Origin of the sequence: uncultured Plantibacter sp., from assembly GCF_963518075.1 — a bacterium.
GTDB classification, from domain to species: domain Bacteria; phylum Actinomycetota; class Actinomycetes; order Actinomycetales; family Microbacteriaceae; genus Plantibacter; species Plantibacter flavus_A.
The window spans coordinates 683,117-705,653 of the sequence record NZ_CAUQHZ010000001.1 but is presented as its reverse complement, the minus strand read 5'-3'; the positions used below and the strand labels follow the sequence as shown (position 1 = coordinate 705,653).

The 22,537-nt window shown below is 69.5% G+C and carries 21 protein-coding genes; 4 read left to right on the top strand and 17 right to left on the bottom strand.

Annotated elements, in window-relative coordinates:
• Nucleotides 1-31 precede the first annotated feature (31 nt).
• The 3 genes from RWN05_RS03360 to RWN05_RS03350 form a co-directional block, all read right to left on the bottom strand.
• The gene (locus RWN05_RS03360; protein WP_314138513.1) at nt 32-1,750 is read right to left on the bottom strand and encodes a bifunctional 3'-5' exonuclease/DNA polymerase; all 1,719 of its coding nucleotides are present in this window, start codon (nt 1,748-1,750) and stop codon (nt 32-34) included.
• A gap of 175 nt (nt 1,751-1,925) precedes the next feature.
• Nucleotides 1,926-2,138, bottom strand: a complete 213-nt coding sequence (locus RWN05_RS03355; protein ID WP_157583294.1) for a hypothetical protein — start codon at nt 2,136-2,138, stop codon at nt 1,926-1,928.
• Complete coding sequence (locus tag RWN05_RS03350) at nt 2,131-2,772, bottom strand: hypothetical protein (protein ID WP_314138509.1); 642 nt, start codon at nt 2,770-2,772, stop codon at nt 2,131-2,133. Before RWN05_RS03350 ends, RWN05_RS03355 begins: the two co-directional genes overlap by 8 nt.
• A 163-nt stretch (nt 2,773-2,935) precedes the next feature.
• On the opposite strand from RWN05_RS03350, the gene RWN05_RS03345 reads away from it, so the two are divergent.
• Complete coding sequence (locus RWN05_RS03345) at nt 2,936-3,250, top strand: YbjQ family protein (RefSeq protein ID WP_064294105.1); 315 nt, start codon at nt 2,936-2,938, stop codon at nt 3,248-3,250.
• Between the two features lie 91 nt (nt 3,251-3,341).
• Here RWN05_RS03345 and RWN05_RS03340 read toward each other — a convergent pair whose 3' ends face one another.
• The 4 genes from RWN05_RS03340 to RWN05_RS03325 all read right to left on the bottom strand — a co-directional run bounded on the left by RWN05_RS03340 (nt 3,342) and on the right by RWN05_RS03325 (nt 9,016).
• On the bottom strand, nt 3,342-5,063 hold the full coding sequence (locus RWN05_RS03340) for an ABC transporter ATP-binding protein (protein WP_314138506.1): 1,722 nt from the start codon (nt 5,061-5,063) through the stop codon (nt 3,342-3,344).
• The gene (locus tag RWN05_RS03335; RefSeq protein ID WP_314138504.1) at nt 5,060-6,184 is read right to left on the bottom strand and encodes an ABC transporter permease; all 1,125 of its coding nucleotides are present in this window, start codon (nt 6,182-6,184) and stop codon (nt 5,060-5,062) included. The genes RWN05_RS03340 and RWN05_RS03335 overlap by 4 nt, the downstream gene beginning before the upstream one ends.
• Before the next feature lie 2 nt (nt 6,185-6,186).
• On the bottom strand, nt 6,187-7,260 hold the full coding sequence (locus RWN05_RS03330; RefSeq protein WP_314138503.1) for an ABC transporter permease: 1,074 nt from the start codon (nt 7,258-7,260) through the stop codon (nt 6,187-6,189).
• A gap of 124 nt (nt 7,261-7,384) precedes the next feature.
• A complete protein-coding gene (locus RWN05_RS03325; RefSeq protein WP_064294102.1) occupies nt 7,385-9,016 on the bottom strand; it encodes an ABC transporter substrate-binding protein in 1,632 nt (543 codons plus the stop codon).
• A 305-nt stretch (nt 9,017-9,321) separates the two neighbouring features.
• Between RWN05_RS03325 and RWN05_RS03320 the strand changes: the two genes are divergently transcribed.
• Genes RWN05_RS03320 through RWN05_RS03310 form a run of 3 tightly spaced genes read left to right on the top strand, consistent with a single transcriptional unit; the run spans nt 9,322 to nt 11,406 of the window.
• Nucleotides 9,322-10,611: an aminotransferase class I/II-fold pyridoxal phosphate-dependent enzyme gene (locus RWN05_RS03320; RefSeq protein WP_314138501.1), complete on the top strand. Its 1,290-nt coding sequence runs from the start codon at nt 9,322-9,324 to the stop codon at nt 10,609-10,611.
• Entirely contained in the window at nt 10,608-11,060 is a 453-nt protein-coding gene (locus tag RWN05_RS03315) for a RidA family protein (protein WP_314138499.1), read from the top strand. Before RWN05_RS03320 ends, RWN05_RS03315 begins: the two co-directional genes overlap by 4 nt.
• Nucleotides 11,061-11,100: 40 nt before the next feature.
• Nucleotides 11,101-11,406: a hypothetical protein gene (locus tag RWN05_RS03310; RefSeq protein WP_139205474.1), complete on the top strand. Its 306-nt coding sequence runs from the start codon at nt 11,101-11,103 to the stop codon at nt 11,404-11,406.
• Nucleotides 11,407-11,421: 15 nt separating this feature from the next.
• On the opposite strand, the gene RWN05_RS03305 is transcribed toward RWN05_RS03310, so the two are convergent.
• The 10 genes from RWN05_RS03305 to RWN05_RS03260 all read right to left on the bottom strand — a co-directional run bounded on the left by RWN05_RS03305 (nt 11,422) and on the right by RWN05_RS03260 (nt 22,443).
• Nucleotides 11,422-12,441, bottom strand: coding sequence for a D-2-hydroxyacid dehydrogenase (locus tag RWN05_RS03305; protein ID WP_314138498.1), 1,020 nt, complete (start codon nt 12,439-12,441; stop codon nt 11,422-11,424).
• Between the two features lie 72 nt (nt 12,442-12,513).
• The gene (locus RWN05_RS03300; protein ID WP_314138496.1) at nt 12,514-13,398 is read right to left on the bottom strand and encodes a DUF4438 domain-containing protein; all 885 of its coding nucleotides are present in this window, start codon (nt 13,396-13,398) and stop codon (nt 12,514-12,516) included.
• The gene (locus tag RWN05_RS03295) at nt 13,395-14,303 is read right to left on the bottom strand and encodes a DUF4438 domain-containing protein (RefSeq protein ID WP_079003710.1); all 909 of its coding nucleotides are present in this window, start codon (nt 14,301-14,303) and stop codon (nt 13,395-13,397) included. The genes RWN05_RS03300 and RWN05_RS03295 overlap by 4 nt, the downstream gene beginning before the upstream one ends.
• Nucleotides 14,300-15,739, bottom strand: coding sequence for a metallopeptidase TldD-related protein (locus RWN05_RS03290; RefSeq protein ID WP_314138495.1), 1,440 nt, complete (start codon nt 15,737-15,739; stop codon nt 14,300-14,302). Before RWN05_RS03290 ends, RWN05_RS03295 begins: the two co-directional genes overlap by 4 nt.
• A complete protein-coding gene (locus tag RWN05_RS03285; RefSeq protein WP_205847553.1) occupies nt 15,736-17,262 on the bottom strand; it encodes a TldD/PmbA family protein in 1,527 nt (508 codons plus the stop codon). Before RWN05_RS03285 ends, RWN05_RS03290 begins: the two co-directional genes overlap by 4 nt.
• On the bottom strand, nt 17,259-18,425 hold the full coding sequence (locus tag RWN05_RS03280; RefSeq protein ID WP_064294097.1) for a Gfo/Idh/MocA family protein: 1,167 nt from the start codon (nt 18,423-18,425) through the stop codon (nt 17,259-17,261). The genes RWN05_RS03285 and RWN05_RS03280 overlap by 4 nt, the downstream gene beginning before the upstream one ends.
• A gap of 72 nt (nt 18,426-18,497) precedes the next feature.
• Nucleotides 18,498-19,433 (bottom strand): ABC transporter permease, encoded by a 936-nt coding sequence (locus tag RWN05_RS03275; protein ID WP_071262055.1) that lies wholly within the window; start codon nt 19,431-19,433, stop codon nt 18,498-18,500.
• A 3-nt stretch (nt 19,434-19,436) separates the two neighbouring features.
• Nucleotides 19,437-20,369: an ABC transporter permease gene (locus RWN05_RS03270; protein ID WP_197478999.1), complete on the bottom strand. Its 933-nt coding sequence runs from the start codon at nt 20,367-20,369 to the stop codon at nt 19,437-19,439.
• On the bottom strand, nt 20,366-21,433 hold the full coding sequence (locus RWN05_RS03265; RefSeq protein ID WP_079003714.1) for an ABC transporter ATP-binding protein: 1,068 nt from the start codon (nt 21,431-21,433) through the stop codon (nt 20,366-20,368). The genes RWN05_RS03270 and RWN05_RS03265 overlap by 4 nt, the downstream gene beginning before the upstream one ends.
• Nucleotides 21,430-22,443, bottom strand: coding sequence for an ABC transporter ATP-binding protein (locus RWN05_RS03260; protein WP_064294094.1), 1,014 nt, complete (start codon nt 22,441-22,443; stop codon nt 21,430-21,432). The genes RWN05_RS03265 and RWN05_RS03260 overlap by 4 nt, the downstream gene beginning before the upstream one ends.
• Between the last annotated feature and the right edge of the window lie 94 nt (nt 22,444-22,537).

Genomic DNA, 22,537 nt, shown 5'->3' with positions numbered 1-22,537 from the left:
CGCGCACCCGCGTCAAGTGACAGTTCGCGGGCTACTTGGCGTCGGCGTAGGAGGTGACGACGGCGGTGGTGACCGGGAACTCGACCGGCGCGGTGCCGAAGATCAGGCGACCGGCCTCGGCCGCCGCCTCGCGCACGAGGGCGACGACCCGCTCGGTCTGGTGCTCGGGGCAGTGGACGACGATCTCGTCGTGGAGGAAGAAGACGAGGTGGGCCGACTCGGTGAGCGCGGCCGCCGGTCCGACCGTCTCTGCGGCGAGCGCCTGCAGCCGTGTCCGGAGGCCGGCCATCCAGCACAGCGCCCATTCGGCGGCGGTGCCCTGCACGACGAAGTTCCGGGTGAAACGACCCCAGCTCCGTGCCTCCATGCGGGCGCGCTGGGTCGCGGCGGCGTTCGCGCCCTCCATCGACGCGGCGGACTGGATCTCGCGCCAGGTCTCGCCGGGCAGCGGTGAGGTGCGGCCGAGCCGGGTGCTGACCCGTTCCCCGCGCTCCCCGGCACGGGCGGCGGCCTCGACGAACTCGATCGCCCGCGGGAACGCCCTCGTGAGCCGGGGCAGGAGGCGCCCGCTCTCCCCCGTCGTCGCGCCGTACATGGCACCGAGCATCGCGATCTTCGCATGTGGTCGGGTGTCGACCGCGCCGACGTCGACCATGCCCTGGTAGAGGTCGACGCCGCGTCCGGCATCGGCCATCGCGCGGTCGCCGGACATCGCCGTGAGGATCCGTGGTTCGAGCTGCGCGGCGTCGGCGACGACGAAACGCCAGCCGTCGTCCGCGAGGACGGCGCCGCGGACCTGGTGCGGGAGCTGGAGGGCACCGCCGCCGTCGGATGCCCAGCGGCCCGTGACGACTCCGCCGGGCACGTAGGTGGGGCGGAACCGTCCGTTCTTCACCCAGGTCTCGACCCACGTCCAACCGTTCGCGGTGAGGAGACGGGACAGCTTCTTGTACCGGAGCAGCGGCTCGATGACGGGGTGCTCGATCTCCTGCAGCTCCCACTGCCGGGTGGAGGTCGCGTTGATGCCGGCACGCTGGAGCGCCTTGAGGAGCTCGCCAGGTGACTCGGGGCTGAGCTCCTGCACCCCGAGGGCGGCCTTGACCTCCTCGAGGACCGCGGCCAGCTTCGCCGGACGGACACCGGGCGGCACCTTGGGGCCGAGGGCGTCGGCGAGGATGCGGTCGTGGGCCTCGGCGTCCCACGGGAGACCGGCGAAGGTCATCTCCGTGGCGATGAGGGCACCGGCGGACTCGGCCGCGAGGAGGAGTCCGAGGTGCGAGCGTCCCTGCGGTGTCGCGCCGTCGACGGCGTCACGCTGGAGCGTGAACTCGGCGACGGGATCGCGTTCGCCGCCCGGGAGGTCGAGGTCGAAGAGGGTCCCGACGGCCTCCGCACGCTGAGCGACGCGCGGATCGAGGACCTCGTCCCACGGGCCGGCCGGAGCCGTCGCGAGGGAAGAGTCGGCGGTGAAGGCGGCGTTGCGGAGGAGGTTGTGGGAGAGCCGGAGGTCGACGCAGCGGGCGACCCGGACACCCGCGGCGAGGAGCGCCGGGTACCAGAGCGTGGTGTCGTCCCACACCCAGCGCGGCGGGTTCGGCTCGGCTTCGAGACGCCGGACGAAGGCCGCGAGGTCGGCCCGCGGCATGGTGGTCTCGGAGACCCGAGGTGGCTCGCCGGATGGAGTGGGGCGGTCCTCGAGGTGCACGACGCGCACGCGGGCGCCGTCGAGCTGCTGGAGGACGATGTGCACCACCCCAGTCTGCCGTCACCCGCCGACCTCGCCCGACGCGCGCACTCGCTAGAGACACGAGACCCGGACGGAATCACTCGTTCCATCCGGGTCTCGTACTCGTCAACGCAGCTACAGCGCACCGCTCCCGTCGGGCCAAACTACCTGGCTAGAGAAACCGCTGCGCCAGCGTGATTCAACTGGCGCGTCGCCGTTTGTTGATCCAGCCGATGAGCCACCAGGCGGTAGCGAGCAGCCCCACAAGGAAGATCGCGCTCGCTAGGTAGTCCAACGGCCGGGCGCCACGGGCGATCGCACCTAACAGCAGCGGAACGCCGCCGGCGAAACCGCCGGCGATGAGGGCGCGTCGCCTGCGCAAGGGTGGATGCAGGTTACGAGGGTCAGACACGTACACACCCTGCCGTCACACCGTTCAAGTAGATCTTCATCTCCTTCCCGTTCTGGCAGACGCCCCAGTTGGACAGGACAGCGAAAGCGATCGTGATGAGTCCGCCGACAACCAGACATGCTGCTCGTCCGACTCCAGGTATCGCGCAAATCGCGGCTCCGATCGCGAAGCCGCTTCCGCCGATGATGAGGTTCTGGTCGAGCGCGTTGAAGAGGACATACATGCCGCCGCCATCGATGCCGCCGCCAATTCGCGTCGATGGAGGGTCGACGAACGTGAGATCGAGGCCGGCGCCGAGACTGAAGGTGGTCGTCACTGTACCGCCCAGGAGTTCCTCCTGGAAGGGGACCGCGGCGGCTTTCAGCTCGACGAAGGCCTGCCGTACATCAGCCTCAGAGATGGACGGCAAGGTTTCCGGCTTCACCGACTCCGCGGCCACGTTCTGAGCGCCTGCCTGGCTCGTTTGGTTCAGAACAGGCGCAGCTACGGCACCACCCCCGCCGCCGGCGACGACGGCCGTCGATACGACGAGTACAAGGACAGCACGAATCATCCACTGTGATTTCATTCCCTGCTCCATTTCGATACGAGAGGACTCCCTCTCGGTGAAATATATGCGCCTGAAACTCTTCATGCAAGAGGATTCCTGGTCAAAAAACGAGAGCGCAGAAGTTTGGAGAAGCTGACCCGCGATTGCGTCGCGTGGCTCGTCGATCACTGCGCTTTCAGCGTCGACCGCAGTCGCTACCGGGACATCCCCCCTATGGGGGTGGGCGCTGCGGTGCCAGACTGCGAACATGCTGATCTCGACGATGAACGATGTCCCCGGCCGCCAGGTCACCGAGGTGCTGGGCGAGGTGACCGGACTCACGGTCCGTGCACGCAACGCGGGCGTGCAACTCGGCGCCAACTTCAAGGCACTGCTGGGCGGTGAGCTCTCCGGGCTCACCAAGCAGCTCGCTGAGAGCCGCGAGGAAGCGAAGCAGCGACTCATCGAGGCGGCCACCGCGCTCGGTGCCGACGCGGTGCTCGCGATGCGGTTCGACGCGGCCGAGGTCGGGCAGAACTACCAGGAGGTCGTCGCGTACGGCACCGCCGTCAAGCTCGGCTGAGGTCACACACCACCGCTTGGCGACAGGAGAAGCGCCTGAGGGCAGGACCGAACGCGACGTTCGATCCTGCCCTCGTGCAGATCTCCTGCTGTCAGGCGCGGAGGCGCTTGAGCTCCTCACGACGGACGGCCTGCTCGGCCGGGTCTGGCACGGGGAGCGACGCGAGGAGACGGCGCGTGTAGTGGTCGTTCGGCGCACCGAGCACGGTGGAGCCCGGCCCCTCCTCGACGATGTCGCCGCGGTACAGCACGACGATGCGGTCGGCGAGCACGTCGACCACCGCGAGGTCATGGCTGATGAACAGCGACGCGAACCCGAACTCGCGCTGCAGCTCGGCGAAGAGCTCCAGCACGCGGGCCTGCACCGACACGTCGAGTGCCGAGGTCGGTTCGTCGGCGACCAGCAGTGCCGGTTCGAGCGCCAACGCCCGCGCGAGCGAAGCGCGCTGCCGTTGCCCACCGGAGAGCTCGTGCGGGAACCGGTCGCCGAACGCCTTCGGCAGCTGGACCGCTTCGAGCAGCTCGTCCACCCGGCGTCGGGCCGCCCGTGTGTCGCCGAAGCGACCGTGCACGATGAGCGGCTCCGCCACGCACTCGGCGATCGTGAGCAGTGGGTTGAAGCTCGTCGCCGGGTCCTGGAACACGAACCCGATCTCGCGGCGCTTCGGGGCGAACTCGCGCTCCTTCACCCGGTTCATCTCCACACCGAGCACCGACAGCGAACCGCCGGTCACCTTGGTGAGTCCGGCGATCGCGCGGCCGATCGTGGTCTTGCCGGACCCCGACTCCCCCACCAGGCCGAGGACCTCGCCCGCGTGGATCGTGAAGTCGACGCCGTTGACCGCGCGGAACCCGGCACGGCCGAAGCGACCCGGGTACTCGATCTCGAGCCCCTTCGCGACCACCACCGGTTCACCGAGCTGCAACTGCTTCCCACGCTCGACCTCGGCCGACGCGGAGCTCTTGCCGCGGCCGACGTGCGGCACCGACGACAGCAGCTTCTTGGTGTACTCGGCCTTCGGTGAGGAGAACAGCGCCTGGACGGGAGCCTCCTCGACGATGTCGCCCTGGTACATGACCACGACGCGGTCGGCGAGGTCGGCGACGACGCCCATGTTGTGGGTGATGAGGACGATGGCCGTGCCGAACTCGTCGCGGCACCGACGCAGGAGGTCGAGGATCTCCGCCTGCACCGTGACGTCGAGCGCGGTCGTGGGCTCGTCGGCCACGATCAGTCCGGGGTCGAGCACGAGCGCCATCGCGATGACGATGCGCTGCTTCTGCCCGCCGGAGAACTGGTGCGGGAAGTAGTCGACCCGTTCCTCCGGCTCCGGGATGCCGACGCGACGCAGGATGTCGATGGCCTTGGCCCGTGCCTCGGCCTTCGTGTACGAACCGTGCGCGCGGAGACCTTCGGCGATCTGCCAGCCCACCTTGTAGACGGGGTTGAGCGCGGTCGACGGTTCCTGGAACACCATCGCCGCGTCGCTGCCGCGGATGGACCGCAGCTGCTCAGCCGACGCCGTGACGACGTCCTGCTCGGTCGAACCGTCTCGGGAGCGCAGCACGACCGCGCCGGACGCCGTCGCCGTCTCCGGGAGCAGGCCGAGGATGGTCTTGGCCGTGACCGTCTTGCCCGAGCCGGACTCGCCGACGATCGCGACGATCTCGCGCGGTGCGACCGACAGTGAGATGTCGTTGATCGCCTTCACCGCGCCGGCGTCGGTCGAGAACGAGACCCCGAGGTCGCGGATGCTGACGATGTCCTTGGTGCCGAGGTCGCGTGGACCGGTGGTCGGCGTCGACTGGCTCATGAGCGCTCGTCCTCTCGTCGGTTCTCCAGATCGCTGTCCGCCGCGGCGTCGCTCACGGCTCCCAGCGATTCGGCGTCCATCATCCCGGCGCCACCGGGGCTGTCGGGCGTGCCACCGGTGGTCGTGATGCTCGACGTCGCAGCGACCGATCCACTCGACGCACCGACACGACGACGGCTGCGCAGACGCGGGTCGGACAGGTCGTTGAGGCTCTCACCGACGAGGGTGATGCCGAGCACGACGAGCACGATCGCGAGGCCGGGGAACAGCGCGGTCCACCAGATCCCGCTCGTGACGTCGGAGACGGACCGGTTGAGGTCGTAGCCCCACTCGGCGGCCGCGGTCGGCTCGATGCCGAACCCGAGGAAGCCGAGACCCGCGAGCGTGAGGATGGCCTCGGAGGCGTTGAGGGTGATGATGAGCGGCAGCGTCCGGGTCGCGTTCCGCAGCACGTGGCGGAACATGATGCGGGAGCTCGACGCACCGATGACCTTCGCCGACTCGACGAACGCCTCGCTCTTGATGCGCACGACCTCGGAGCGGATGACCCGGAAGTACTGCGGGATGAAGACCACGGTGATCGATATCGCGGCGGCGAGGATGCCGCCCCAGAGGCTCGACTGGCCGCGGCTGATGACGATCGACATGACGATCGCGAGCAGCAGCGACGGGAAGGCGTACACCGCGTCGCAGACGACCACGAGCACGCGGTCGAGCCAGCCGCCGAAGTATCCGGCGACGAGCCCGAGCAGGACGCCGATGAAGATCGACAGGATGATCGCGGCCACGATGACGAAGAGCGCGGTCTGGGCTCCCCAGAGCACCCGGGACAGGACGTCGTACCCGCCGACGGTCGTGCCGAGGAGGTTCGTCGCGTTCGGCGCCTGCTGCGTGCCGAACGAACCGTCGTCGCCGCGCAGCTGGTTGAACCGGTAGGGCGCGACGAGCGGCGCGAGGATCGCGATGAGCACGAACACGCCCGTGACGACGAGACCGATGACGAGCATCGCCCGCTGCAGCCCGACCGACTGCCGGAACTGCTTGACGACGGGGAGACGCTCCCGCAACGGTCGCTTCGCCGGCGCGGTCTGAACGGTGGTGGTGGCTGTCGGAGCACTCATGCTCAGTACCTCACCCTCGGGTCGATGATCGCCGCGATGATGTCGACGATGAAGTTGGTCAGGGCGACGATGACGGCCAGCAGCGCGACGATCCCCTGGACGGCGACGAAGTCACGCGCCTTGAGGTACTCGCTCAGCATGAAGCCGAGACCCTTCCATTCGAACGTCGTCTCGGTGAGGACCGCGCCCGCGAGGAGGAGCGCGATCTGGAGGCCGATGACCGTGATGATCGGGATGAGCGCCGGACGGTAGGCGTGCTTCGTCACGAGCCGGAACTCACTGACGCCGCGCGACCGGGCCGCATCGACGTAGCCGGAACCGAGCGTGCCGATGACGTTGGTGCGGACCAGCCGGAGAAACACGCCTGCCGTGAGCAGGCCGAGGGCGATCGCCGGGAGCACCGCGTGGGCGAGGACGTCACTCATCGCCGTCGGATCGCCGAGACGGATCGCGTCGATCAGGTAGATACCGGACGGGTTCGAGATGGTCTGGAGCGTCAGCTCGGTGCCGGTGCTCGCTCGCCCGGCGACCGGGAGGATCCCGAGCCAGACGGAGAAGATGAGCTTGAGCAGCAGGCCGGCGAAGAACACCGGGGTGGCGTAGCTGAGGATCGCGAAGACGCGGAGGCCCGCGTCCTGCCAGCGGTCACGGCGGGCGGCGGCGAGCATGCCGAGCGGGATGCCGACGATGAAGGCGACGATGAGCGCGTAGATCGCGAGTTCGAGGGTCGCGGAGCCGTACGTGAGGAGGACCTCGATGACCGGCCGGTTGTCGGAGATCGTCGTGCCGAAGTTGCCGACCGCGATCTGTCCGAGGAACTCGACGTACTGGATGAAGATGGGCCGGTCGTAGCCGGCGGCACTGATGCGTTCCGCGAGCTGATCGGCCGGGAGTCGGCCTCCGAGCGCCGCGGTGATCGGATCACCGGTCAGGCGCATCAGGAAGAAGACCATGGTGACGAGGATGAACACCGTCGGGATGATCAGCAGGAAGCGGATGACGAGGTACCGCCAGAGTCCGCCACCTCCGGAACGTCTGGCCGCCTTGGGGGGTGGGGTTGCGACAGCTGCCGTCATTGCAGTGGATCCTCCTCGATCACCGACTCGGTAGAGCCCGGACAGACGATCGGGGCGGCTCTGTGGAGCCACCCCGATCGCGACGTCCGACTCACCATAGTCGGATATCAGTTGGTCAGGCTAGTCAGCCCTTGGTGATGGGCGCGTAGCGGAACTTGAACGACGCGTCGAGGACGGTTCCCTCGACATCCTTGCCGACGACGGCCACCTGAGCGCCCTGGAGCAGCGGGATGGTCGACAGGTCGGCCGCCTCCGTGTCCTGGATCTGCTCGATGAGCTTCGTCCGTGCGTCGGCGTCCGTCGTCGAGCGCTGCTCGTTGATCAGGTCGTTGACAGCCGGGTTGTCGTAGTGGTTCGCGAGGAAGTTGTCCGTGGCGAAGAACGGCGACAGGTAGTTGTCGGCGTCGGAGTAGTCCGGGAACCAACCCAGCTGGTAGGCCGGGTAGACGTCCGTCGTGCGGTCCTTGGCGTACTGGACCCACTCGGTCTGCTGCAGGTTGACGGTGAACAGGCCGTCGGCCTCGAGCTGGTCCTTGATGAGCGCGTACTCGTCGCCGGAGCCGGAACCGTAGTGGTCACCGTTGTACTGGAGGTTGAGCGCGACCGGGACGGTCACACCGGCAGCCTCGAGGGTCTCCTTCGCCTTGGCGGCGTCCGGGCCGCCGTCGCCGTCGCCGTAGAGACCCTTGAGGGACTCGGTGGCACCGGTCAGACCGGCGGGCACGTAGGAGTAGAGCGGGGTGTAGGTGTCCTTGTAGACGTCCTTGGCGATCGCAGCGCGGTCGATCAGGTCGGCAGCGGCCTGGCGGACGGCGAGCGCCTTCGCCGGGTCGGCGTCAGCGGTGGTCGCACCGTAGGGCATCGTGTCGAAGTTGAAGACGAAGTAGCGGATCTCGCCACCGGGGCCGTCGACGACCTTGACGTTCTTGTCCTTCTTCAGGTCCTCGATGTCGGTCGCGGAGAGGCTGCGCGACGCGACGTCGATGTTGCCCTGCTTGACGTCGAGCTTCAGGTTGGACTCGTCGGTGTAGTACTTCACGTTGACGGTGTCGTTCTTCGCCGCGCCGAGGAGGCCCTGGTAGTCGGCGTACTTCTTGTACGAGATGAGCTCGTTGAACTTGTAGCTGTCGATCGTGTACTGGCCGGCGAACGCCTTGCCCTTGACGATGTCGGCGTCCGGGGTGATCTCGGTGGCGGAGAAGACGTCCTCGTCGACGATCGGGCCGACGGGGCTCGAGAGCACCTGCGGGAAGGTCTGGTCGTTCTCGGTCTTCAGCGTGAAGACGACGGTGAGGTCGTCGGGCGCGTCGGTCTTCTCGAGGTTGCCGAGGAGCGAGGACGGTCCGTTGTCGTCCGCGATGGCGAGTTGACGGTCGAAGCTGAACTTCACGTCGGACGAGGTGAGGTCGTTGCCGTTGGCCCACTTGAGGCCCTTCTTGAGCTTCACCGTGTACTCGGTCGGCGAGGTGAACTCGGCCGACTCGGCGATGTCGGGCTCGACGTCGGGGCTGTTGTACGGCGTGTTCAGGAGGAACGGGAAGACCTGGTTCATGACGGCGAAGGAGCCGTTGTCGTACGATCCGGCCGGGTCGAGCGTCGTGACCTTGTCGGTCGTGCCGATGACGATCGTGCCACTGGCGCCGCTGCTGGATCCGCTCCCGCCGCCGGCGGCGCAGCCGGCGAGGGCGAGGGCGGTGATGGAGAGACCCGCGAGCGCGACGGCGCTCTTCCGGAATCCGCTACGTGGGGATGACATTGATGTCGACCTCATTTTCTGTGTGTGAGAGACGGCACGGCTGTGTGCAGGTTCTTCGCACGTGCTTGTAGAGGATTACAGCACGCTCCGAACAAATCCCTCAAACCCAGAAGGCTTCCGGTGCTGATTCGTTACGAGCACGAAACGTGCGCATGCGGCAGCTGTCGCGCAAGGACCGCGCGTTTGGCCCGCCCTCCGTGGAACTCGCCATCTCGCACCGATCATGGATCACCGGTTGTCGATAGTATACAGTCTACAGATGACAGGTCCGGATGAGGCGGACCTCAAGACTCTGAGGAGCTCGTATGTCTGTGCACCCGCCTGCGGCCACCACCGCTCAGCTGGGCGGCGACACGCCCGCCGCTCCCGAGTTGCGCCCGGCGCAGAGCGCTCGCGTGGCGCGGACGCACCTCACCTATCGGGAGGCGGCTCCCGGGCTCTCCGTCCGTGCAGCGGACCTGTCGCTCAGACTCGACGGCGGCGGTCACGGGCTCCTCGACACGACGCACTTCGACACCGTCCGCTTCCCGCCACCGGCCTGGGCCGACCAGGCCATCCGCGAGGCCGTCGCCACCGGCGAATGGGCGTACACCCCGTACCGAGGCGACCCCGGCGTGCTCACCGACCTCGCCTCGGCGATCAGCGGCTTCCTCGGCAGCCCGGTGGGTCCCGGCAACCTCGCCCTGACCCCCGGGACGCAGGGCGCCCTGTTCACGACACTGTCCTCGATCGTCGACGAGGGCGACCTCGTCCTCCTCGCCGACCCGGACTACCTGTTCTGCGAGCGGATCCTCGCGTTCCTCGGAGCACGGGTCGAGCGCATCTCGCTCATCCTCGACGGCGAGCACCCCGGCCTCGACCTCGACGCGGTGGAGCGGTTCCTCCCCGAGCAGCCGAAGCTGCTCATGTTCTCGCACCCGAACAACCCGACCGGCGCCGTCTACCCCGCGACGATGATCTCCCGCGTCGCCGAGCTCGCCGTCGCCGGCGGCTTCCGCGTCCTCGTCGACGAGCTGTACAGTCGCCTGCTCTACACGGACACCCCGTTCCCCCACCTCCGCTCCGAGCCCGGCATGGCCGACCGCACCATCACCCTGCTCGGCCCGTCGAAGACCGAGTCTATGAGCGGCTTCCGGATCGGCGTCGTGGTCGCCCCGGAGGACGTCATCGCCTCGGTCGAGCAGACGCTCGCGATGACCTCCCTCCGCGCCCCCGCCTACGCGCAGCGCATGCTCGCCCGGTGGCTCGTCGACGACGACGACTTCCTCCACGAACGCATCGCCGACCTGGAGGCGATCAAGCGCACCACCGTCGAGAGCCTGTCGCGGGTCCCCGGTCTGCGCATGACGCCGCAGGACGGGACCGCATACCTGTTCCTCGACGTCTCGGCGTTCGGGGTGTCGGACGTCGAGGTCGCCGGAGCCCTCCAGCGCGAGGCGCAGGTCGTCGTCTCGCCCGGGTACCAGTTCGGCCCCTCCGGCAGCGGGCACTTCCGGATCTGCTACGCCCGCGACGAGACGGAGTGGGCTGCGGCGCTCGAGCGGATGGTCGTGTGCCTGACCGGCCTCGCGACCGCAGCCGGTATCGACGCGTGACCGACGGCGTGCCTCGCGACGCGAGGCTCCAGCCGGCCGGCGCATACTCCGTCGCACGCCTCGTCGGCGAGCTCGTCCACACCGCCGGCATGACCCCGCGGGTCGACGGCGCGCTCGTGGCGACCGGCCGGATCGGTCGCGAACTCGACGACGCCCAGGCGCTGTCCGCCACCCGGATCGCGACCGAGCGGGCCCTCGCTGCGGCCGCGAGTGCCGTCCCCGAGGGCGCCGTCCTCACCGAGGTGGTCTCCCTGACCGTCTACCTCGCGGTGGCCGACGGCTTCGTCCGGCTGAGTGAGATCGCCGACGCGGCGAGCGCCGTGGTCGTCGAACGGTTCCCCGACGCCTCACTGCCCGTCCGCGCCGCCCTCGGGGTCGCCGCGCTTCCCGGCGATGCACCCGTCGAGATCCAGCTCGTCGCGCGATGCACCGGCGGGCCGATCACCTGATCAGCGCCCAGCGGTCGACGCGTGTGGTCTGATGGTGGTCATGGCCGTCTCATTCAGCTTCACCGTCGGGGTCGACGAGCCCCATCACGTCACCGTGCGGGTCGCCGGGATCCGGAACCGGGTGACGATCGAGGTCGACGGGTGGCTGGCGGCCGACAGCGGGGGCAATCTGGGGCGCATCATGCCGAACGTCTTCGACGTCGAGGTCGGGGTGCAGGAACGACACATGGTGTCGATTCGGGTGATCATCCAGGAACCGATCGACGGTGGCGCACGCTACATCGACGTGTTCATCGACGGCCGCTTCGCCGCGCGGCACGACTGGCGGGCGATCCGCGAGCGGTGACCGTGGGTCGACGGGTCAGTAGCCCCGGTCGGCGTCGAAGCGGTTGAGCAGCGGCTCCCCCGCGCGGTACCGGGCGAGGTTCTCGATGAAGAGCGCGGTGAGCGTCGCGTTCTCGCTCTCCACCGTGGACGCGGAGTGCGGTGAGATGAGCACGTTGTCGAGGTCCCAGAGGGGCGAGTCGGCGGGCAGGGGCTCCTCACGGAACACGTCGAGGGCGGCACCGCCGAGTCGACCCGAGCGGAGGGCCTCGATGAGGGCGTCCTCGTCGATCACCTGACCGCGCGAGATGTTGACGACGGCGGCCCCCTCGGGGAGGAGCGCGATCCGGTCCGCACTGATGAGGTTCTCGGTCTCGGGGGTGAGCGCCGTGCAGAGCACCAGCACGTCCGTGGTCGGCAGCACCTCGTCGAGCCGGTCGACATCGCTCAGCTCGACGCCCTCCGGCAGCTCGTAGCTCCCGCCCACGCGACCCACCGCGGTCACGCGGGCACCGATCGCGTCGAAGGTCCGGACCACGTTCGAGCCCATCCCGCCGACGCCGACGACCGCGACGCGCATGCCGGCGAGCTGCCTCGTGGTGTACCGCTCGAAACGGTGCTCGCGCTGCTGACGCTGCAGGTACGGCAGGCCCTTCACGACGAAGAGCGCGCCGGTCAGGGCGAACTCGGCGAGCGGCACGGCGTGCACGCCACCGGCCGTCGTCGCGACGATGCCGCTCCGGTCGAGACCCGTGCGACGCATGAACGCGCCGATGCCCGCACTCGTTGCCTGGATCCACTTCAGGTTCGGCGCCCGCTGCGGCAGGGCCGCTGGATCCTGCCAGTCGAAGTCGAACGCGACCTCGGCCCGCGCGAGCATGTCCTCCCATCGCTGCTGCTCAGCGGCGGAGAGCCGGGGCGTCGGACCGTGGTGGTCGGCCACGTACTGCGGGACGCCGATGAGCGACGGGTCGTAGAGCACCTCGACGTCCGGGTGCGAGGCGCGGATCGCCTCGACGTGCTCGGCTTCGAGGTGGCTGGCGATGAGGATCTGCATGATGGTCCATCCTGCCGCGGGTGCGGCGATGCGTCGGTCGCGGCGCGGTGCGTCGCGCGTTCCTTCGGTCGGTCAGTCGGTCGGCCAGGGCGCGACCGCCGCGAGCCGCTCCGCCGTGAGCGCAGGCCGGACACCGCCTGCCTCCTCGCTGACGATCCGGGGCTGGAGGACCGATCGAGGACCGCAGGCGATCGGCACGAATCCGGGACCGTGACCGGGCATGGGCGAGCCGCCGTGGACGATGATCCCCACGGTGATCCAGTAGCGCCGGTACCCCATGTTGTGGCGGACGTCGAGGTGCTCGACCGCGAACAGGTCCCCGAGCCGCATGTCGACCCCGGCGAGTTCGGGCGATTCCGGCACCACGGCGAGGTCGACGTCCCACTGGTGCGCGGGTCGGCCGATACCGTTCCCGGCCACCTTGCCCGGCAGCACCCCGACCACGTCGAAGCCGGCGACACCGTCCTCGACGCGCAGTGGAAGCGCGTCGAGCAGGGCGGGGTCGATGTTCAGCAGGACGATCTCCTCGGGCAGGTCCTCGCGGCGCAGCCCCTGACCCATGGCGTGCACCGCGATCCGGTCCCCGGGCAGCAGGGCGGCCATCGTCTCGTCGTCGAAGGAGACGATGACCCGGCCCGCCTCGCCGCGCTTGCCGACGACGGACCCCGTCGCCCCCGTCGCCGCGCCGGACCGGACGGTCGCGCGGTTCCCGATGCAGGCGAAGGACGTCAGTCCGAAGCGCGACCCGGCGTCCGGGTGCACGAGCGTGACCCCGGGTGCGACGTGGTCGGTGTCTGAGGCGAAGACCGAGTCTCCCAGGTGCACGCCGAGGACGACCCCGCCGTCGCCGATCGGCACGTAGGGGTGTCCGTCGCGGTCGATCCGGTAGGACACCATGGGGGTGAGGCCGGCGTGCTCGACGAAGCCGAGCAGGTTGTTGGCGATGATCGAGCTCATGCGGCCGTCTCCGTCGTGGTCGTGGTGGTGGTCGTCGCCCGGCCCATGCCGGCGAGCGCGGTGCCGAGGTTGGCGGCCCGGTCGTCGACGACCGTGAACGCCGACGCCGGTCCCGACAGCAGGGTGGACGGGCCGGGGCCGTGCCCGAAGAGGCGGCACTCCCCCGTGGAGATGACGCCGATGGTGATCCAACCGGGCCGGTAGCCGCGTCCGTAGGAGTGGTCCTGGTCCTCGAGGACGACGATGTCGCCGATGCGGAGGGACTCGAGGCCGAGCGACAGGTCCTCGCTGAGGCCCGGGTAGGCGCCCATGAGGTCGGTGTTGGCGAACTCGGAGAGCATGCCGCCTCCTGCACCCGCCGCCTCGGCCGGGACGCGCATGGCGACGCCGACCTCGAGCGTGCCGTCGGCCGCCGTCGAGAACGGCAGGTGCGGCAGGAGCCGCGGGTCCAGGTTCTTCACCCGGACGTCCGGGTGGTCGAGGAGGCGCAGGCCCTGACCGCGGGCCTCGACGCTCACGGCGTCGCCGGTCGTCACCTGGCGGAGCGCCCCGTCGGCGAAGTCGGCGAGGACGTAGGCGTGCTGGCCGATGACGACACCCTCGGCCCCTGCCGCCGCCCCCGAGCGCACGGTCACGACGTTGCCGACGCAGCTGAGGAACTGCAGTGCGGCGTTCGCCTCGGCACCCGCGTGCCGGATCGACAGCCCGGGTTCGAGATGGTCGCTCGCGTGCCCCGTGGCGGCCTCTCCGACGTGCGCGCCCATCGTGACCCCGCCCATGCCGGGCAGGATGAAGGGGTGGCCGTCGGGATCCACCCGGTAGCCGTGACGGTCGGCCTGGGGCGGCCAGACCTCTCCGGTGAGGATCTGCGTGACCAGGCGGTCCTCGTTGGTCCTGAGGCTCATGCCGTCGCTCCCTTCGGGGCCGGGGCTGTGCCGAGGGCGAAGCCGCGGATGCGGAGCGGTGGCGCGGTCGCGGCACCGTTGAACACGTTCATGAGCGGCTGGCTCAGCGACACCGATCCGACGCCGTCGACCCGCGCGAGACTGTCGAGCACGCTCACCGTGAAACGCTGCGACTCGACCGGCCGCGTGATGCGACCGTTCTCGATGAGGAAGCACGCGTCGCGCGTGACCCCCGTGATCGTGGAGCGGACCGGATCGACCGTGCGCGTGTACCAGAAGCGCTGCAGGTACACCCCGTGCTCGACGCCCGCGATGAGGTCGAGCTCGGTCGTGTCGGCCGCGCGGAGGATGACGTTCATCGGGATCGCATGGGGCGCCTCCTCCCGGGCGATGTGGAAGTTGCCGGTCGATGCCGTCCCGAGCGCGAAGGCGGTCTCCCGGTCGGTGACGACCTCCGCGACCCGGCCGTGGTCGAGGAACGGGACGTCGCGCTTCGTGGTGCCCTGGAAGTCGAACGGGAACGGCAGTCCGAGGTCGGCCGTCGCGTCGTCGTGCACCGAGACGAGCGACGAGGCCGCCTGCTCCCCGGCGCGGGTCGCGGCCGTGCCGAATCCCGAGGCGAGGGCTCCGCCCGTGAACCCGAAGGCGCCGAAGAAGTCGAGGAACTCTCCGGCGGCGAGCGCCCCGAGCACGACGTCGTACTCGCCGGGGGCGAGCGGGGCGCGACCCCGGGTGGCGGACGCCTCCGAGAGCGTCCGCTCGACGGACTCCGCCGCCAGCAGGCGGTCCGACGACCGGGAGAGGTCCTTCCAGTGGGAGGAACCGTCGTCGATGCGGACGGTCAGGGAACCCTGCGCCTCGGTCGCCGCGGCGTACCGGGAGGTCCCGCGCTCGCGGTCGTGGAAGGCGACCTCCGTGACCGCCCGGCCGAACATGCCTGCGGCCACACCACCGGCGCGATCGGCCTCCGCCATCGCCCGGTCGGCGAGGGCGACGTGCTCGCCGACGTCCCAGGCCGCCGTGTCCTCGCCCCAGAGCAGGGCGCCGGACGCGGTGCGACCCGACACGACCGGCTCGTCGACAGGGCCCGGTTCGGCTCGCGGTGGCGCGGCGGGGAGCCCCTGCCTGGCCTGTTCGCGCGCGGCGGCGCTGGCGTTCGCGACCGCCCGGCCGAGCCCGGAGATCGAGCTGGCCGCAGCGAGCGACGCCCGCCCGTCGACCTCGGCGCGGACCATGATCTGCACCTCGTCGATGGCCTGACTCTGATGCACCCGGCGGCCGGCGAAGCGGGTGAAGTCGCCGCGCCGCCCGGTGAGGAACGCCTCGATGCGGTCGGCCGGGGCGTCGCGGAGGGCGGCCTCGAGCGCTTCGGCGGCCCGCTCACCGCCGACGACGGGCCCGAAGGCGGTCGTGGTGGTGCTGTCGGTGTCACTCATCGGTCCACTCCGATCCGGAGGTTCCGCACGAGCGTCGGCGAGGCGCCGTGCCCGAGGAACCCCCATTGCTTGGGTTCGCCCTTGCCGCAGGGCATGCCGAAGGCCTTGAACTCCTCCGGTCCCGCGACCGCTTCGACGGACTGCCAGAACTCGGGCGTCGTACCGCCGTAGGAGAAGCCGCGGAGGAGGCGACCCCGACGGCCGTTCTTCACCTCGTACGCCACCTCGGTGCCGAACTGGAAGTTGTGACGCCGCTCGTCGATCGACCAGCTGCGGTTGTCGTCGATGTAGTACCCGTCCCCGAGACGCTCCTGGAGTTCCTCGGTCGACCCGCTGCCGGGCTCGAGGAACACGTTCGTCGCGAAGCAGACCGGGGTGTACCCCCACCCGTCGGAGCGCGCGGCCCCGATCGACGGCACCCCGATCCGGGCGGCGGAGTCCCGCGTGGAGAGGAAGTTGCGGATGATCCCCTCCGAGATCAGCGGTTGCCGGGAGGCCGGGACACCCTCGTCGTCGAACGCGAAGGAACCCCGCGTGCCGGGCACCGTCGGGTCGGACGTGATGTTCACCGCCTCGGAACCGTAGCGGAGCGAACCGACCGCATCGGGTCCGATGAAGGAGGTGCCGGCGTAGTTCGCCTCGTCACCGAGGATCCGGTCGAGTTCCAGGGCGTGACCCGTCGACTCGTGGATCTGCAGCGCCATCTGGGCGGGCCCGATGATGACGTCGGCCGTGCCCTGCGGCGCGAGCGGCGCGGTCAGCAGTTCGACGGCCTCGCGTCCGATCCGGTCGGCCTCCTCGACCATCCGGAGCCCCTCCACGTACTCCCATCCCGCCTGCGCGGTGTTGCCGTGGAACGAGTTCGGGAAGGATCGACGCTGCATCGTGCCGTTGCCGACCGCGTTCACGAGCGCCATAGCCCCGCTCTCGATGAGGTGCTGGTGCTGCATCGAGCCCTCGGTGTTGGCGAAGTGCCGATGCTGCCGTTTCGCATTCAGGCCGGCCTGCGCCATGACGACTTCGACGGGCGCGCTGGCCGCGCTCAGGATGTCGCCGAGCAGCGCCTGCCGCGTCGACGCCGACACCGCGAAGGGGTCGAGCACGACGTCGGTCGCGTACCGACCGCTCACCGCCGGCATCGGTGGCAGCTCGGTGCGGTACGCGTCGGACACCCGGTCGGCGTTCCGCGCGTTGGCGAGCGCCCGGTGCGCGGCGAGCGTGAGGTCGTCGGCGTCGTCGATCGGCACGGAGGCGAACCCCCAACTGCCGTTGAACAGCACCCGGACACCGACGCCGAGGTTGTGCTCGATCCGCTCGTCCAGACCGGACTCGAGGGTGGAGTAGAGGCGCACCTCCTCGGCCTCGATGAGTCGCGCATCGGCGTAGCCGACCCCCGGGACGTCCAGGGCGGCGAGCACCCTGGTGAGCATGGTCGCCGCGGTCCCATCGTCCGCGAGTTCACCCCAGGCGTGGGCCGCGGCGTCCACCGCGGCGAGCGGCGCGACCGTGTCGGCGCTCGTCACGCGCGGGCCGCCTCGGCGTCGTTCGCGTCCGACGGGGCGAGCGCGAGGGGGAAGTCGCACCAGGCGCGGGTGCGGAAGGACAGCTCGAACGCGTTGATCGTCTCCTGGACGAGCGCGCCCTGGTCGAAGTTGCCCTGGTTGAAGTCCTCACCGGAGAGGATCTCGGTGGCGAAGTCCTTGCAGAGGTTCGAGTAGAAGAGGAACGGCCAGGGCTCGGTGGACGCCCCACCCTCGGGGAAGAACTCCTGGGGGATCTCGAGCTCCTCGAATTCGACCTGGTCCTTCTTCGCGACCTTGATCGTCTGGCAGATACCCGCCTCCTCGACGAGGCGGACGATGATCGCGCCCTCCGAACCGTAGATGCGGGCCTCGATGCCGGGGAAGTTGCCGACGGTGACGTAGGACGACTGGATCGACGCCAGACGGCCCTGCTCGAACTCGGCGATCCACATGTCGCCGTCGTCGATGTTCATCCGCTGCATCGCGCCCGTGTCGCGGACCATCCGCTCCGGGACGAAGTTGCGCATCGTCCCGACGACGCTCGTCATGGGCGCGTCGAGCCACCAGTGCATGATGTCGATGATCGGCGCGCCGTAGCCCTCGATGGAGGAGACGGCGATGACCTCGGGGTCGGCGTCCGGGTCCACCTGACGCAGCGGCGTCTTCGGATCGATCCACTGGCTGTTCTGCTCGTAGCCGTTGAAGATGTAGGGCTCGCCGATGAACCCCTGGTCGATGAGGTGCTTCGCGTACTGGATGGCGGGGGCGAAGCGGAAGGTGAAGCCCAGCTTCGTCTTGACGCCACGCTCGGCGGCGAGCGCCGCGGCGCGCCGGGTCTCGGTGTAGTCGCTGTTGACGGGCTTCTCGCAGAGGACGTGCTTGCCCGCCGCGATGGCCGCCATGGAGATCTCGAAGTGCATGGCGTTGCCGGTCGCGACGTCGATGACGTCGATGTCGGGGTCGTCGATCAGTTCGCGGTAGTCGGTCACGGCACGCTCGACGCCGAACTCCGCGGCCGCCGACGCGAGCGCCTCCTCGTCGATCTCGGCGAGCGCGACGACCTCGACACGCGGGTCGCGCTGCCAGCCGGGGATGTGGGAGCGGACGGCCCAGCGGCCGGCACCGACGACGGCGACTCGGAGCTTGCGATCGGACTCGGACATGGTGGTTCTCCTTCTGCGGGTGCCGGCATCGTGCGATGCGCGGACGGTGGTGGGATCGGTCGGAGGTTCAGGTCACGCGCGCTGCAGGCGGACGCGTGGGTCGATGACGGAGTAGAGGAGGTCGACGATGAAGTTGACGACCACGATGAAGAGGGCCGAGAAGAGCACGGTGCCGACGATCATCGGGGTGTCGAGGTTGGAGATCGCGTCGAAGGCGAGCCGGCCGATGCCGTTCAGTCCGAACACGGTCTCGACGATCACGACGCCTCCGAGGAAGTATCCGAAGTCGAGTCCGATCATCGTGACGAGCGGGATCGCGACGTGCCGGAAGCAGTGGCGCCAGAGGATGGTCCGCTCGGGCATGCCCTTCGCCCTGGCCATCCGGACGAACGGCGAGTCGAGCGTCTCGATCATGTTCGTCCGCGTCATGCGGGCGTACCAGGCACCGCCGCCCGACCCGAGCGTGAAGGTCGGGAGCACGAGGTACCAGATGATCGGGTCACCGAGCCCGTTGAGCGGGAACAGTCCCCAACTGAACGCGAAGTAGTAGATGAGGAGCAGGCCGAGCCAGAACGACGGCGCCGACAGTCCGATCAGCGAGACGAAGGTCACCGTGCGGTCGACCCAGCCACCGCGACGGTAGGCGGCGTAGATGCCGGCCGGGACACCGAGGATGATCTGCCAGACGAGCCCGCCGATCGCTACGAGGACCGTCGTCGGCAGAGCGGAGACGATCCGCTCGAACACACTCGTCTCCCGCAGGACGTACGAGGTGCCGAGATCGCCGCTCAGGAGCCGGCCGATGAACCCGAGGTACTGCTCCCACAGCGGGGCGTCGAGGCCGAGCTGTGCGCGGATGGATGCGATCGTCTCGGCACTCGCGTTCGGCCCGGCGAGGGTCGCCGCCGGGTCCGCGGGGACGGCGTAGACGAGGAGGAACGCGAGGCTGACCACCCCGAAGAGGACGAGGGCCATCTGGCCGAGTCGTCGTGCAAGCCACCAGAACACGGTCTACCTCGCCATCGGTGCAGCTGAGTCGAGCATCTCGGACAACCAGTCGCCGACGAGGTTGAACGCCATCACCGTCACGATCAGGCAGATGCCGGGGATGAAGAGCATCCAGGGGGCGATCTGGAAGTAGGTGCTCCCGTCGGAGATCATCTGCCCCCACGAGGCCTGCGGGATCGGGACACCGATGCCGAGGAACGACAGGGCGCTCTCGATGAGGATCGAGGAGGCGACGCCGAGCGTGGCGTACACGATGATCGCCGGCAGCAGGTGCGGGATGATGTGCTTCCACATGATGCGGAGGTGCCCGACACCGAGCGTCCTGGTCGCGACGACGAACTCGCGGTGCTTCAGGGAGATGACCATGCCGCGGATGATGCGGGCGAGCGTCGTCCAGTAGATGAGGGCGATGACGATGATGACGTTCGTGGTACTCCGGGTCGTGACCGCGATGAGGGCCGTGCAGAGCAGGAGGATCGGGAAGGAGATGACGACGTCGGTGATGCGCATGAGCACCGCCTCGACGATGCCGCCGAAGTAGCCGGCGATCACCCCGACCGTCACCCCGACGATCGTCGCGAGTCCGTTGGCCACGATCCCGATCACGAGGGACACCTGCGTGCCCGAGATGAGCCGCGAGAGCACGTCGCGACCGAGCGCATCGGTCCCCAGGAGGAACCCGGGCGTCCCGGGCGGGAGCGGCTGCCCCTGCGGCCCGAGTCCGATGTCGTTGTAGGTCTGCAACGGGTCGTGGGGCGTGATGAGCGGAGCCAGCACCGCGATGAGCGCGATGAGGAGCAGCACGATGAGCGACACGAACGCCGCGGGGTCGCGTCGGAGACTGCGCAGCACCTCGCGGGCGCGCATCGGTCGGTCATCGTCGGTCGCCGCCAGGTCGACACCCTGGCCGATGACGGGAGGCAGTGCTTCACTCATGCGTCGGCTCCGATCCGAGCGGGTTCCGGGACCAGGACGGGATCCGCGAAGTGGCACGCCGCGTCCTGCCCCGATGTCGTGGTCCGCAGCGGCGGCGCGACGGTCCGGCAGACCTCCTGGGCCATCGGACACCGCGGGTGGAAGCTGCACCCGCTCGGCGGGTTCGCGGCGCTCGGCGGTTCGCCCGTGAGACGGACGCGCGGCAGGCGGGTCGAACGATCGCGGACGATCGGCTCCGGCACCGCCGACAGCAGGGCTCTCGTGTACGGATGCTGCGGGTTCTCGAAGATCTCGTCGCGCGTCCCGATCTCGACCAGACGTCCGAGGTACATGATGCCGACGTGGTCCGCCATGAACCGGAGGGTGGACAGATCGTGCGAGATGAAGAGGTACGCGAGACCGAGCTCCTCCTGCAGGTCCTTGAGCAGATTGAGCACCTGCGCCCGGACCGAGACGTCGAGCGCGGAGACGGCCTCGTCGCAGAGGATGAGGCGCGGATCGACGCAGAGCGCGCGAGCGATCGACACGCGTTGCCGCTGTCCGCCGGACAACTCGCGCGGACGCCGATCGATGAAGCTCCGCGACAGGCCCACCTGGTCGAGGATGCCCTCGACCGCCCGCCTCGGGTCGGTCGGCTTGGTGGTCCGGAGCGAGATCGCCTCGAGCAGGGTCTCCCCCACCTTCATCCGCGGGTCGAGCGAGTCGTAGGGGTCTTGGAAGATCATCTGCATCGTGCGGCGGTACTCCGCGAGCCGACGTCCTCGCAGCGCTCCCACGTTCTCACCGTTCAGCCGCATGCTGCCGGCGGAGGCCTGGTTGATGCCCATGAGCGTCCTGGCGATGGTGCTCTTCCCGGAGCCCGACTCGCCGGCGATGCCGAGGGTCTCGCCGGCACGGAGCTGGAAACTGACGCCCTGCACGGCGGGGACGCGGGACGCCCGACGACCGATACCACCGGAGCGGCGGAACGTGACCTCGAGGTCCCGCACCTCGAGCAGCGCCTCGCCGGCCCGCGAGCGGCTGCTGGGACCGTTGACGAGGTCCGAACCGTCGAGCCGGCTCATGCGGCCGACTCCTGCTCGACCACGAAGGCCTCCGGTGCGACGACGCCGCACGCGACCCGCTGCCCGACACCGCCGAGCGGTGCCTGGACGAGCGCCGGGTCGTTCGTGAGACACGCGTCGACGGCTGCTGGGCAACGCGGCGCGAACGCGCAACCGCTCGGCCGACGGCCGGCCGTCGGTGGCGCCCCGGAGATGGTGCGGAGCCGCGGCGGGATCGGCTCGGACAACTTGAGGATGGAGCCGAGCAGCGCGTGCGTGTACGGGTGCTGCGGGTCGCCGACGATCTGCTCGGCCGTGCCCTCCTCCACGATGCGCCCCGCGTACATGACGAGGATGCGGTCGCAGAAGCTGGAGATGACACCGAGGTCGTGGCTGATGAGGATGACGCCCGTGTCCTGCTCGGAGACCATGTCGTCGAGCAGGTCGAGCACCTGGGCCTGCACGGTCACGTCGAGCGCCGTGGTCGGCTCGTCCGCGATCAGCAGCTTCGGTGAGCAGGCGGTCGCGATGGCGATGCAGACGCGCTGCCGCATCCCGCCGGAGAACGCCCCGGGGAAGTCGTTCATGCGCGCCTCCGCGTCGGGGATCCCGACGCGGCGCAGCAGGTCGACGGCGCGGGCGCGAGCGGCGACGCGGCCCATGCCCAGGTGCGTCTCGAGCGACTCCGTGATCTGCCGGCCGACCCGCATGAGCGGGTTGAGGCTCGACATGGGGTCCTGGAAGACCATCGCGACCTGCGAACCGCGCCACTGCTGCAGCGCCCGGTCGGAGTAGGCGAGGACGTCCTCCCCGCCGAACCGCACCGATCCGCCGGCGATCACACCGGGGTCCGACACGAGCCGCATCACGGCCTGCGACGTCAGGGACTTGCCGGAACCCGACTCCCCCACGATGCCGACGCGCTCACCCGCGGACACCTGGAACGAGACGCCGTCGACGGCGTGGAAGGGGTCCCCCGAGGAGGTCGGGAAGTCGACCACGAGGTTGGAGACGTCGAGCAGCGCACTCATGTCGCGTCCTTTCGGTGGGGGCGCCGCGGGTGGTCCGTCGAGGGACCACCCGCGGTTCGGGTTCCGTGGTGCGGTGATGCGGGTGGCGCGCCGG